The organism is Streptomyces sp. A0958 (assembly GCF_004795035.1).
Lineage (GTDB): Bacteria > Actinomycetota > Actinomycetes > Streptomycetales > Streptomycetaceae > Streptomyces.
On the sequence record NZ_SSBK01000024.1, the window covers coordinates 34,472 to 46,715 of the forward strand.

Here is a 12,244-nt window from a genome sequence, read left to right on the forward strand (position 1 = left end):
TCATGTTGATGAGGAACACACCACGTCGCATTTCGCCGGAGGCAGCCAGTGACCGTCGTGACCGTCTTGCACCCGGGATCCATGGGCGCGGCGGTCATCGCTGAGTTAGTCGCTGGCGGCCATGAGGTGCTGTGGGTACCCAAGCAGCGCAGCGAGAACACGTGGCGCCGCGCGAGGGAGGCCCGCGCCACACCTTGCGACTCGCTCGCGGAAGCGCTGTCCCGTAGCGCGGTCGTTCTCTCGGTCTGCCCACCGCAGGCGGCGGAGGACGTGGCAGCGGCCGTGGCTGCGCACGCCTTCGCGGGGGTGTACGTCGATGTCAATGCCATCAGTCCCCAGCGCGTGCGGCGCATCGCCGACGACATCCGTCCCGGATCCGAGGTCGTCGATGGTGCCGTCTTCGGTCCGCCGCCAGGTGAAGGGCGTACGGCACGGCTCTATCTCGCAGGGGCCGGCCCCGCCGTCGACCTGGTGGAGCCGCTGTTCGCGAAGTCCTCGCTGGATGTGCTCCGGGCAGGCGAGGCCATCGGTTCCGCTTCCGCCCTGAAGATGGCCTTCGCCAGTTACCAGAAGGCCGCTCGTACTCTCGCAGGGGTCTCCCACGCGCTCGCACACGCTCATGGCGTCGGCGACCAGCTCACGGCTGAAGCCGAGATCATGGTCTCTGCGATCCTCTCCGATCCGGGATACCTGCCGAGCGTGGCTGCCAGGGCCTGGCGCTGGGCGCCCGAGATGGAAGAGGTCGCCGATACCCTCCGGGCGGCCGACCTGCCCGCGGACATGGCCGAGGCCACGGCTCGGGCCCTTTCGTTCTGGGAGCAGGACAAGGACCAGTACGACTTGCCGGTCGCGCAGGTCCTCTCTCAGCTCCGGTCGGGAAGAACTGCTTGACCTTGCTCCCGCTGAGAGTGCCTGCCCAGGGCTGATCACCTCCGCCGAGGCCGAGAGGTAGCGGTGGGTGCGGCCGGTGTCGCAGGCTGCGGGAGAGCTACGGGGCGTAGGACGGTGCTACGTGCCTGCGCCGCCTGAGCTTGCCGACTTGGAGCGGGCCTCTGCGAGAGCCGTTGTACGCGCCAGGCCAGTGTGCGTGCTGGGGAGCGGGCGTCGTCGAGGGCGCGTTCGTCTGCTGCCTGCTGCAATAGCCGGCCGGGATCGTGGCCTGCGGTCTCCGCGGCGGCCAATGCGGTGGTCAGCGCATCGGTGGCGGGGTCGGCGAGGATTTGGTCGGCGTGTGCGGGGGCGGTCTGGCGGATGAGCTGGGCGTACCGGACCGCGACCTTCTGAGGCGGTCGACGCTGGCCGGCGGCAAGCAGGTGCCCGGATGAGGTCCGCTCGTAGGCGGCCTGGAGGTGGAGCAGGGTCTGCTGGGCGGCTGCGGTCTGCTGGGTGTGCTGTCGTTGGTCGTGCCAGCGGGCGGCGGCGATGACGGCCAGGAGCGCGGCATCGAGGAATATCGCCAGGAGAGCTCCGTCCTTGGGTGATGGCTCGCGGAGCATTGATTTCACCGCCCCGCGCAGGGCACGGGCGTGGTGGTGTTCGGCGTGGATACGCGAACGAGTTGCCCGTTCGAAGGCAGAGGCCGCTGCTCGGAGTTCGGTACGAATGTCCGGCGGTGCGGTGAGAGCTACGGCGTCGAGTGCTTCGCCGAGGGCGGCCAGGTGGGCCTGGGCGGCTTCGGCGTCCGGCTGGCCGAGGTGGTGGGGGATGCGCTCTGTGGCTGCGGTGGCTTGGTGCCACGGGTGCGGCCGTAGAAGCCCGTTGGGATTGTCGGCAGGGATGTCTGCTGCGGCGAGACGGCTCTGGATCTTGGGGAGGGAGAGGTCCGGTGACAGCGTGGAGCCGGAGAACCACACCGGTTCTCCTTCGGCGTTTGTGTCGTGTTCCAGGGCGACTTTGTAGCCGCGTGGTTCTCCGGAGGGAAAGTGCAGGACCTCAACGAGGACGCCGCTGGTGCGGGTGAGGAGAGCGAGAAACTCCTCGGTGGTGGTGGCAGCAGCCGCTGCTGTGCGGACAAGGGTGCGCAGGCGTACGCGGGCAGGCTTGTCACGGCCGGTGCGGTGGGCCTTCTCCCGCTCGGCGCGGGTGGGCCGTTTGGCGGCGGTGCGGTCTCCACGTACGACTTGGAAGAGGCCGTATTCCTCCTCGACGGCTGCGAGTTCGCGGTCGGCGGTGAGGTAGTCGTTCCAGTGGCGTGCGGTGCGCAGGTCGCCTCGGATCTTGGTGGCGGCGATGTGGATGTGGTCGTCGGCATGCCGGACGGCGACCCATCGGCAGCCTTCGGGATCGTCTGTCGGTGCGATGCCGGTTGCTGTGACGACACGACGGGCGATCTCCGCCCATTCTGCGTCGTCGAGGATGCGGTCGCCGGGTGCTGCGCGGACGGAGCAGTGCCACACGTGCTGCTTCGGGGCCCGGCCGAGTCGCCTGGCCTGCTGGACGCGTAGGTCGAGGTCGGCCACGAGGAGCTTCTTCGTGGCGGCGGTGTCGTCGGTGCGGCCGGGGTCGGGTGCGAAGCCGTCCCAGGAGGCGACGAGGTGCGGGTCGGTGTGCTCGTTGGCCCGGCCGGGGCCGTAGAGGTAGCGGATGAGGCCGGCTGTGCTCTTGCCGCTGCTGATCTTCGCGATCACCGTGGCCCCTTTGTGGCGGCAACCTGATTGGTGGCTGCTGCGATGTGGCGGACGGCGGTGCCGGCCGTGTCGAGGACGCGTTCCGCATGGTCGAGGAGTGCGGTGTCCCCAGGGTGTGGACGGTCGCCGGAGTTGAGCTTCTTGGCGATCTGGTTGACGTTGTGGCCGATCTTGGCGACTTCACCTCGGAGGGCTGTGAGTTCGTCGATGTAGTCGTCGAGCTGAGTGCGCTGACCAGGCAGCGTGAGGTCTCCCTGGATGTGGGCCATGACTACGGCGCCGACGTAGTGGGCGGCAGCGATGTTCAGCGAGCGGGCCACGGTGAGGATCGCTGTTTTCTCGTCGGTGCTGTAGCGGACGTCCACGCGTTCCTTGCGCTGGGTCTCTTTGCGCTGACGGCGGCGGGCGACTCGGTGCAGTGCGGCGGCTTCGGCGGCACGCTGCGGCAGCACGGTGCGGGTGGTGGTGTCGACGGGCTTGTTCCGGTCGGGCGCCCCCTGGCGCCCGAGCTCCTCCGCCACCCCCGGGGCGGAGGCATCTGCGTTGGACCGGCCCGTGGACGGTCCAATGCCATACCTTGCTCCGCCTGATGCCGGGGTGGAGGTCATCTGCTGTTGCGCTGACGAGGGTTCGCGGTCGAGGCCGTGCATGGGGGCTCCTGCAAGTGGTGGTGGAGGGAGAGGGCCCGTTCCTCCCGTGCTGATTCATGGGAGGAACGGGCTGGGGTGACGTGGGGTGCGGGGTTCAGTCGGTGCTTGTGGTGACGGCGTCGAGTTCGGCCTGCAGCAGGTCCTTGACCTCGTCCAAGCGGCTCCGGGAAATCCCGAAACCCTGGTCCCTGACGGCCTTCTCGATGTTGCGGCGCGAGGCGCGGCCCGCTCGCCCGAGGGGAGCGGTGCGGCCGATGGCCACGGCCTGCCTCAGGGGAACACTCGGCTGCTTGCTAACCGGCTTACCGGGCTGCTGCGGCACGTCGGTGTTGGTGTCGGGTGGCGGCGCGAGCTCGCCGATCGTGTGTTCCGCGGTGGGTTCGTGGCGGCCGTCGGTGTTGTGGCGGTCGGTGGCGGTGGGGCGTCGGGCGACGAGGAGGTAGAAGTGGACGGCTCCGGCCAGGGCGAGTGGGGCGATGGCGGAGATGACTCCGACGGTGATGTCGTCGAGGGCGAGGCTGGTGTGGCGGGTCTGCTGGTTGAGGCGGACGGCGTGCAGGACGTTGGCCCAGATGCTTGTGGCGGTGGCGACGCCAACCAGGGCGGAGACGTAGAGGCGGGCGGACAGGGGAGCGGTCCGCAGGATGAGCAGGGCGCCGATCCCGATGGCGATGAACCCGTCGATGACGAGCGGGAAGGCGTAGGTGAGCGCCCGGTGGATATGGCTGGCGGCGGCCATCTGACGCAGCGCGTCGTAGGACAGTGCGAAGGCGGCCACGGCCAGCAGTGACACGCCCGTGCGGATCGCGGTGGCCAGTGGCAGCGGGGCAGACGGTGCCGTGGTGATGGCGGGGGAGGACAAGGGAAATGCTCCAGAGTGCGGGTGCGGCTGAGGTGGCCCTGAGGGCGGGGGACCCGTCACGACTCGTCGCGTGCCTGGTCAGGGCCGGTACGAGTGCGGCGGTAGTGACGAGTCGACTCGTCACCGGACCGCGACTCGTCACCGCGCTGACCTGCGCGGGGACGGGTCGTGACGGGTCGTGCCGGGTCAGGCCCCGGTCGCCGTTTCGGGGGTGGGCTCAGGGCAGTAGCGGGCCCAGGAGTCGGCGAACTGCAGGCGGGCGAAGCCTCGGGCCTGAACGTTGCCGTGGAAGCGGCGGGTGACCGAGCTGATGTCGTACTCCTTGAGCAGGAGTTGCAGGCCCCGAGGGGTCAGTCCGTGGGTGGTGTACTCCGCCCAGGGCATCTCGTCGTCCTGGTTGAGGATGTCGAGGAGCCGGCTGGTGCGGAGTGCCGGCGGGTTGCCTTCAGTGGTGAAGGCGCGGCGGATGTCGGCCAGGAGGCGGATGCCCAGGCTGCTGCGGTCCTGGTCGTGCTCGGCTTCGTGCTTGGCCATGATCTGGCAGGCGGCGCGGGCGAGGTCCGGCCATGCTCCGCCGGCGAGATCGGCAACGCTCACCAGCGGCTGCCATGTGTCGGCCGCCCGGTCTTCGACCGGCATGGCCGGTGTCAGCTCCATCGCCTCGGCGTGCAGGGGAGTCAGCCAGGCGACGAGCCGGTCACGTAGCGCGTGGAGCGGCGGGGTGTCACGGAAAGTACGGAACTCCGCCACCTTCTCGCCCGGCCTGCGGCGCCGCATCCGGATCACGATCGACCGGTCCATGATCGTGTCCGGCAGGTCGCCGGTGCCGGCGAGGGCCGCCATGGCAAAGGTAGGGAACTTTGAGACCTCGTGGTTGGGTCCGGAGACCCGCAGGGTGGGGCGGTTGCGCTGGTGCCCCGCGTTGAGCAGGCCACGCATCTCCTCGTTCTTCTCCGCGACCTTCGCGGAGCCGAAGAGCGTGTCGGCCTCGTCGACCAGCAGGGTGGGCGGCGTGGCGGTGATCGACCGGAACACCGCAGCGGCCGACGCGTTGACTGTGATCAGCGGATCGTGAACGCTCTCGGTGATCACGTCCAGCAGCCGCGACTTGCCGCACCGCTTCGCTGGCCCCACGACGGCCAGTCGCGGAGCGTGCTGCCACGCCGTCTGCAAGTGCGTAGCCGCAACCCACAGGGTCACGGCTGTGAAAGCCTCCCCGCTCGGCAGTACGACGTAGCGGCGAATCTGCTCCCGCAGCTCCGCGAGCACCGCCTCGCCTTCGGACGGTGGAGCAGGTTCGGGCTCCTCTGCCGGCGGCGGTACGGGCTCGGCGGGGCGGCCGGGTATGGCCACCGGCGGCCATAGGGCGGCGGTGTTCGGAAGGGATGGCGTGCTCTGGGCGGGATCGTCCATACTGGACATGTAGCTCCTCTGCTTGCGGGCCAATGGGACGGCAATCCCGGCCTCGCAGTCAGTCGTTCAGGGATGGGCGGCGTGAGGTTTGCGCTCTGAGCCCCTCGGTGTTGGGTCACCGGGGGGCTTTTTGTATGTCGGGGGCTGGTTGAAGGCATGCCTCAGCGGATCGGTGCGGTCTGCTGGGGTGCTTTACGGTACCACGGACTATGCGGATCGCATAGCACTATGCGATCCGCAGAACGGATGCTAATCTTGTTCCATGCCGCACAACCGGCGGTACACGCAGCGAACGGGAGGAGGGAGCGATGCCGGATGACGAGGAAAGCCCTGAGGGCGTGCTCCTCAGCGGCGAGGAGAACGCTGCTGTGCGGGTCAAACTGGAGCGCGAGAAACGCGGCTGGAGCACCACCACGCTGTCCGACCGCATGAACGACGTCGGCTTCGACATGAACCCGTCTGCAGTCTGGCGCATCGAGAACCGCAAGCGCCGGATCAACCTCGATGAGGCCATCGGCTTCGCCGAGATCTTCGGCATCCCGCTCAGCAATTTCGTCGGGCCGCCCAGCCTGGCGACCATGGGCCGGGCCATGGAGCTGATCGACAACGTCGTCGCCGCCTACAGAGCCTCCAACCGTGCCAACCACGAGGCACGCAAGGCCCGCGACCAGCTCGACGCCTATCTCGCCGACCACCCGGACATCCGCGAAGAGGCTGACGTGATGGTCTCCAACGCCATCGCCACCGAACTGATGAAGAGCAACGAAGAGTACGGGCCCGCCTCGGACTCATAGCGGCCCACACCACCTGGCGCAGCGGGAACGCAAACCCCCGCTGTGGCCGTCCTGCCCATCCCATCCCTGAACGACACGAGGCCAGGCGCGGGGTTGCCGCCCCATCCGCCGGCCGGAACCGGAGCACTCACTTGCGCCCTTCGGCGATACCGCACGCCCCTGTTCAGCACCCGCGACCGCAGGGGGAGGTGACCACTGCCGACGCCCTCCTCACCGTGGAGCAGGCAGCCGAGCGGCTCGGCACCGGCGTGCGCTTCATCCGGCGACTCATCCAGGAGCGCCGCATCCGCTACGTCAAGCTCGGCAAGCCCGTACGGATCCCTGAGAGCGCCATCGCCGCGTACATCGAGGAGCGCACCGTCCCGACTCTCGGCGACGCCCGTTCCCGCTTCGGGAAGGCCGCCTGATGGCCGCCCGCAAGCCGCAGCGGCGGCGTGAATTCGGCACCGTTCGTCAGCTCCCGTCAGGGCGGTGGCAGACGCGCTACTGGGCTCCGGACGGCAGCCGTCGCACCGCCCCGGAGACCTTCGAGACGCGTACCGAGGCCCAGACCTGGCTCACGCTCACCCAGGCCGACATCGAGCGCAAGCACTGGGTTGATCCCGATGCTGGCTCGATCAACTTCGAGACGTACGCCATGAAGTGGGTCGAGGAGCGCGGGCTCTCCGCCACCACGGAGGAGCTGTACCGAAGGCTCCTGCGCCTGCACCTGCTGCCCGCATTTGCCTCGGTGAACCTGGATGACATCACGCCGCCGGGCGTGCGCACCTGGCGGGTCGAGCGGCTAGGGACTACCGGTGCGACGACCGTCGCCAAGTCCTACCGCCTACTCAAGGCCATCATGGAGACGGCGGCCGACGACGAGCTGATCCGCCGCAACCCCTGCCGGATCAGGGGCGCTGGCAGCGAGAAGGCCAAGGAACGCCCGACTGCCACCGTCGAACAGGTCGACGCGCTCGCCGACGCCATGGGGCCGAGGTGGCGGCTGATGGTCTACCTCGGTGCCTACGGGCCCATGCGCCCGGAAGAGCAGGCCGCCCTTCGGCGGCCCGACGTCATGCTCGAACCGCTCGCGGTCAAGATCCGGGACGCTGCACCCGAACTGACCACCGGCCGCCGCGTCGAAGGCGACACCAAGTCGGCCGCGGGAAGGCGAACTGTCTTCCTCCCGGCCTTCCTGTACATCGAGGTGAAGCGACACCTCGATTGGTACGCCGAGAAGGAGCCCGACGGACTCCTGTTCATCGGGGAGAGGGGCGCCCCCTTCCGCCGGTCCACCTTCGGCCGCAAGTGGCGCAGGGCTCGGGCCAAGGTCGGCCTGCCGGAGGGCTTCCGCTTCTACGACCTCCGGCACACCGGCCACACCCTGTCCACCCAGTCGGGCGCCACGCTCAAGGACACGATGGTCCGCGCCGGCCAGTCCTCTGAGAAGGCAGCGCTGATTTACCAGCACTCCGATGGTGAGCGGCAGCGGGAGGTGGCGTCGGGCATCGACGCCCTGGTGAAGGAGGGCCGTCGGAAAATGGCGGAAGCGCGCCGCTCGGTTCCACCAAGGAATTAGGTGGACGTGGGCAGGGCCTGCTGGCCCTGCCCACGTAGCGGTGGCGCTTGGTCTTCAGCCGGGAAGTGCCTCGATCGCACTTCGAAGTGAACCAGCGAGCGAGGTCAGGGACGTGGCGGACCCGAGCGCGAGGCTCAGCATCTCCATGGTCTCGGTGAGGCGGCGCCCGTCCGGCGTCGGCTCCCGTAGCTCCTCGTCAATTCTGGCCACGGCTTGGCGGCAACTGTCGATGCTGTGCACTTCGTCTGCGTATGTGTCTAGGGCAGCTACCAGCTCGGCGAGTCTGGTCTGTGCAGCCAGCAGCCTGGGGTCGTCTGCTGCGGTCCCAGAGACGTGGACTTGGCGCATGTCACCACCGACCCTGCCGGTGTTGACCTGGTTACCGCTGCCGGTGACGTTGGTGCCACCACCAGCGTTTGCTCGACCGAATCTCATGATCAACCTGCCTTCTCGGTTCTGTTTGCCGGACCGCCAGGCATGGGGCCTTGTTGCATGCCGCCGCCCATATTGCCGGTGTTGACCTGGTTGTTGTCGCCGCTGATGAAGTTCTGGGTGATGGCAATGGCCTGACGTTTGAACTCGCCGGTCGCCAGGCCGTGGTCGGCGAGAAAAGCGCTCACCGTGCTGAACATCCGCGATTGCAGGATTGACACGTAGCGCTGCACGTCCTCGGTCTGGTGCATGTCCTCAGTTGTCTCCCGACCGCAGTGCTCTCTCAGACTCACCGGCCGGCCGTCGTCTCTCTCGCGGACAGCGGCCGCGGCCATGGTCACAGCAGTCAGCAGCCCGAGTCCGCGTCCGATGGTCGTGTACACCCGGGACGCGAGCGCCACGGTATCTCCGCATGCATGAAGCGGTGTTTCTGCCAGTTTCCTGGCGAGATCCCAGCCCTTGGCGGGCGTTACGTTTGCTGAGGGAAGCAGCGGTGCCAGGACGTGGGGGCGGGTGACGAAGTGCAGTGTGTTGCCTTCCAGGGCTGCATGCGCGAAGACAGTGACGACGATTTGGCCGTCCCAGGCGACGACTTGCGCGGCGAGGTATCTTCGGGAGAAGTGACCGGTGGGCGCATCCCGAGCTTCGGTGCACATCTCAGTGGCCTCCGGCCAATCCGACTTATCACCGCCGCCTCCACTGTTCTGGCCCAAGCTCTTCCATCGGCCCTCGGGGATGCCGAGGAACTCGGCCACATCACAATTGGGCAGGGCGTGGGTTTCGACGAGAGCTCCTCGAAGCTCCTCCAGTTCGTCGCGCACCTTGTCGAGGAGCTCTTCCGCCTCGAATTTCTGACTCGCGTCAAGGTCGGACAAGTCGGCTGTAGCCAAGGGCGGGCCGTCTTCTTCGTCCTCACTGGTGCGGGCTGACGTGAGCTGGATACGGGTAGCTCCTTTCGGCCACGAGTCGAGGCCGGCTCCGACGAAGCGATCCACCCTGCTTTCCCTGCGGTACGCGATGCTTTGCCACCCCTCAGTGACCTCGCACGCCGTGATCCTCTTGGCGGCGAACGGTGCGAGGAAGGGACGCGTGGCGATGCGTCCGCGGCTAAGGCGCAGCGACTGCACGTAGGCGTGACACGCCCAGCGGTCAAGAAGGTGAAGCGCAGTGACGGCGATCAGCAGACGCGGTGCGACCAGTAGCCCTTCCAGGGCGGCCTCGCGTAGCAGCGGGAGATGTGGTTTGGCGAAAGTCCAGAGGGCGAACAGCGCCGCAACGAGAAGGACAGCCGGTACGAGTGCGTTGAAGCCCCAGCGCATAATCGCCTGGCCCGATCGCCCTGTGAAGAACTGCCACAGCAACACGGTGGCGACAATCGCTGCCAGTCCTCGTGGACGGGAGCCCCCCCAGGTAGACCAGCATTGCCAACAACAGTGCGCCCCGGAGCCGACGCTGCCGTCGTGCTGCAACGCTGTGTGTGAGCACTGGCGCCAGCCCGAATCCGAAGGACGGTGCTGGCCGCTTGCGCGCGTACAGCACGTTTGTCAGGGCCCACTGCGCGAGGGATTCGCCGGAGAATTCGTCCAGCTCCCGAATAGGCCGTTGGGGCCTCCCCTGCATCTTGTCTTGCCATCGCCCGAGCCAGTCTCGTGCTTGTGCAATCCGGTTGACCCGCTCATGCACGGAGCCAGCGATTCCTCGGATCACGGAGTTCGTGCTCGGCACCGGATCTCGCTGCGCGTACGTGGTCCGGGCGGGACCCTGCCCCGGTACGTAGGCGATTGGCTTCCCGGTTCCGCTGTCCACTGGGACTCCGGGGACTGCGGCCGGCTCATGAGGACCTGTGCAGCGCGGGCTTCCGGTGGGTGCCACCGTCCTCCATGACAGCAGCGGCATCTGCCACCTCCCCCGCGGACGCTTTTTGTGAGGGCCCCACCCTCTGCCACGTGGCATCAGCTTCGCTGGTGAATGACCGCGTCTGGCTCAGAAGCACCTGAGCGTCGGCCGACACGCTACGAATCCTCATCGTCTTGAAAGGCGGGCCGGAGACGTGCTGGCACGTTCAGTCAGTGCATACGGCGGGCGGCGTGACTCAAGTCACCGCGCAACGGGTGTCGGCGACCCTCCCAATGCAACTCTCACGCGTCGAGGGCGCTGTTGAAGTACCGGTCTCGTCGGGAGTTGGGGCATGCGGAGGGCACGACACTCGGCAAGAGGTCTAGACAACAAGAAAGGCCCCGGTCATTGACCTGGGCCTTCTTCATGGAGCGGGTGACGAGAATCGAACTCGCGCTCTGAGCTTGGGAAGCTCATGTTCTACCATTAAACTACACCCGCGTAACGCCATCGCTGATCAGCGACGCATCGTTCCACACTGTACCCCATCGCGGACCGCCCCAGGTGTGGGCCATGACGGCGAGGGTGATGTGGGTGTCGGGGGCGGGAGTTGGGGGCGTAGCGTGGGTGTCGGAGTGCCGCGTGGAGGGGCGTCCTGTTCATCCCCTAATGTGGCGGTCTCGTCCACGGCTTGATGGGGAAGGGACTTGATGGACTCCATGGAGCGCACCGTCGTCCGCTGTGCCGAAGGGCACGTTTTCGCTACCACCTCGTTTCCGATGCAGCAGCTCGGGGCCGGGCGGATCGGGCCCGGGCGGCTCATCCGGTGTCCTCGTTGTGCTCGGTTGCGGCATGCCGTACCCGTGGTGTTCGAGCAGCGGTAGGGAGCGGAGTACAGGCGCGCGGGCGGCCCGATGGGGGTGGGCCCGCGCGTTCTGCGTATCCTCGGTGGGTGCTTCTCTCAGACAAGGACATCCGGGCCGAGATCGACGCCGGACGCGTACGTATTGATCCATTCGATGCGTCGATGGTGCAGCCCTCGAGCATCGATGTGCGGCTCGACCGCTACTTCCGGGTGTTCGAGAACCACCGCTATCCGCACATCGACCCGGCCGTCGAGCAGGTCGATCTGACCCGTACCGTCGAGCCGGACGGGGACGAGGCGTTCATCCTTCACCCCGGGGAGTTCGTGCTCGCGTCGACGTACGAGGTCATCTCGCTGCCCGACGATCTCGCGTCGCGGCTGGAGGGGAAGAGTTCGCTCGGCCGGCTCGGGCTGGTCACGCATTCCACGGCCGGGTTCATCGACCCCGGTTTCTCCGGGCACGTGACCCTGGAGCTGTCGAATCTGGCGACGCTGCCGATAAAGCTGTGGCCGGGGATGAAGATCGGTCAGCTGTGCATGTTCCGGCTGAGTTCTCCCTCGGAGTTCCCTTACGGCTCCGAGCGGTACGGGTCTCGTTATCAGGGGCAGCGCGGGCCGACCGCGTCGCGCTCCTACATGAATTTCCACCGGACGCAGGTGTGAGGGCCGATGAGTGACGACGTGCGGGAGAACCTGACGTACGACGGCTTCGGGCATGCCGTCCGGGAGCTGGCGCAGGCCGTGGCCGACGACGGGTACGAGCCGGACGTGGTCCTGAGCATCGCGCGCGGCGGGGTGTTCGTCGCGGGTGGGCTGGCGTACGCGCTGGACTGCAAGAACATTCACCTGGTGAACGTGGAGTTCTATACGGGTGTGGGCACCACCTTGGAAATGCCCGTCATGCTGGCGCCCGTGCCCAACGCCATCGACTTCTCGGACAAGAAGGTCCTGATCGCCGACGATGTCGCCGACACCGGGAAGACACTGAAGCTGGTGCGTGACTTCTGCATCGATCACGTCGCCGAGGTGCGGTCCGCGGTCATTTACGAGAAGTCCCACTCGCTCGTGAAATGCGAATACGTGTGGAAGAAGACCGATCGCTGGATCAACTTCCCGTGGAGCGTGGAGAAGCCCGTCGTACGGCGTCGTGGGCAGGTTCTCGACGCCTGAGTGAGTGAGCGAGTGCGTTAGCGCGTTAGTGAGT

At 67.4% G+C, this 12,244-nt stretch carries 12 protein-coding genes and 1 tRNA gene; 6 read left to right on the plus strand and 7 right to left on the minus strand.

Annotated features, from left to right (window positions below; translation table 11 throughout):
• The first annotated feature begins 48 nt into the window (after positions 1–48).
• The gene (locus E6P78_RS22365) at positions 49–891 is read left to right on the plus strand and encodes an NAD(P)-dependent oxidoreductase (protein ID WP_136205417.1); all 843 of its coding nucleotides are present in this window, start codon (positions 49–51) and stop codon (positions 889–891) included.
• Between the two features lie 35 nt (positions 892–926).
• Here E6P78_RS22365 and E6P78_RS22370 read toward each other — a convergent pair whose 3' ends face one another.
• The 4 genes from E6P78_RS22370 to E6P78_RS22385 form a co-directional block, all read right to left on the minus strand.
• Positions 927–2,627: a mobilization protein gene (locus E6P78_RS22370; RefSeq protein ID WP_136205418.1), complete on the minus strand. Its 1,701-nt coding sequence runs from the start codon at positions 2,625–2,627 to the stop codon at positions 927–929.
• Positions 2,624–3,148: a plasmid mobilization relaxosome protein MobC gene (gene mobC / locus E6P78_RS22375; RefSeq protein ID WP_136205419.1), complete on the minus strand. Its 525-nt coding sequence runs from the start codon at positions 3,146–3,148 to the stop codon at positions 2,624–2,626. The genes E6P78_RS22370 and mobC overlap by 4 nt, the downstream gene beginning before the upstream one ends.
• A 223-nt stretch (positions 3,149–3,371) precedes the next feature.
• Entirely contained in the window at positions 3,372–4,139 is a 768-nt protein-coding gene (locus E6P78_RS22380) for a DUF2637 domain-containing protein (protein ID WP_136205420.1), read from the minus strand.
• A 186-nt stretch (positions 4,140–4,325) separates the two neighbouring features.
• On the minus strand, positions 4,326–5,552 hold the full coding sequence (locus E6P78_RS22385) for a DUF3631 domain-containing protein (RefSeq protein ID WP_136205475.1): 1,227 nt from the start codon (positions 5,550–5,552) through the stop codon (positions 4,326–4,328).
• Between the two features lie 308 nt (positions 5,553–5,860).
• On the opposite strand from E6P78_RS22385, the gene E6P78_RS22390 reads away from it, so the two are divergent.
• From E6P78_RS22390 to E6P78_RS22400, 3 genes are all read left to right on the plus strand, one after another.
• Complete coding sequence (locus E6P78_RS22390) at positions 5,861–6,346, plus strand: helix-turn-helix transcriptional regulator (protein ID WP_014046959.1); 486 nt, start codon at positions 5,861–5,863, stop codon at positions 6,344–6,346.
• Positions 6,347–6,534: 188 nt separating this feature from the next.
• Positions 6,535–6,753, plus strand: a complete 219-nt coding sequence (locus tag E6P78_RS22395; RefSeq protein ID WP_136205421.1) for a helix-turn-helix domain-containing protein — start codon at positions 6,535–6,537, stop codon at positions 6,751–6,753.
• Positions 6,753–7,907: a tyrosine-type recombinase/integrase gene (locus E6P78_RS22400; RefSeq protein ID WP_136205422.1), complete on the plus strand. Its 1,155-nt coding sequence runs from the start codon at positions 6,753–6,755 to the stop codon at positions 7,905–7,907. The genes E6P78_RS22395 and E6P78_RS22400 overlap by 1 nt, the downstream gene beginning before the upstream one ends.
• A 54-nt stretch (positions 7,908–7,961) precedes the next feature.
• Here E6P78_RS22400 and E6P78_RS33555 read toward each other — a convergent pair whose 3' ends face one another.
• The 3 genes from E6P78_RS33555 to E6P78_RS22415 all read right to left on the minus strand — a co-directional run bounded on the left by E6P78_RS33555 (position 7,962) and on the right by E6P78_RS22415 (position 10,676).
• On the minus strand, positions 7,962–8,147 hold the full coding sequence (locus E6P78_RS33555; protein WP_240799320.1) for a hypothetical protein: 186 nt from the start codon (positions 8,145–8,147) through the stop codon (positions 7,962–7,964).
• A gap of 197 nt (positions 8,148–8,344) precedes the next feature.
• Positions 8,345–9,703: a hypothetical protein gene (locus tag E6P78_RS22410; protein WP_240799321.1), complete on the minus strand. Its 1,359-nt coding sequence runs from the start codon at positions 9,701–9,703 to the stop codon at positions 8,345–8,347.
• A gap of 899 nt (positions 9,704–10,602) precedes the next feature.
• A tRNA-Gly gene (locus E6P78_RS22415) sits at positions 10,603–10,676 on the minus strand.
• A 451-nt stretch (positions 10,677–11,127) separates the two neighbouring features.
• On the opposite strand from E6P78_RS22415, the gene dcd reads away from it, so the two are divergent.
• Both dcd and E6P78_RS22425 read left to right on the plus strand, forming a co-directional pair.
• On the plus strand, positions 11,128–11,703 hold the full coding sequence (dcd, locus tag E6P78_RS22420; protein ID WP_136205423.1) for a dCTP deaminase: 576 nt from the start codon (positions 11,128–11,130) through the stop codon (positions 11,701–11,703).
• A 6-nt stretch (positions 11,704–11,709) separates the two neighbouring features.
• The gene (locus E6P78_RS22425; RefSeq protein WP_136205424.1) at positions 11,710–12,210 is read left to right on the plus strand and encodes a phosphoribosyltransferase; all 501 of its coding nucleotides are present in this window, start codon (positions 11,710–11,712) and stop codon (positions 12,208–12,210) included.
• Positions 12,211–12,244: the final 34 nt, after the last annotated feature.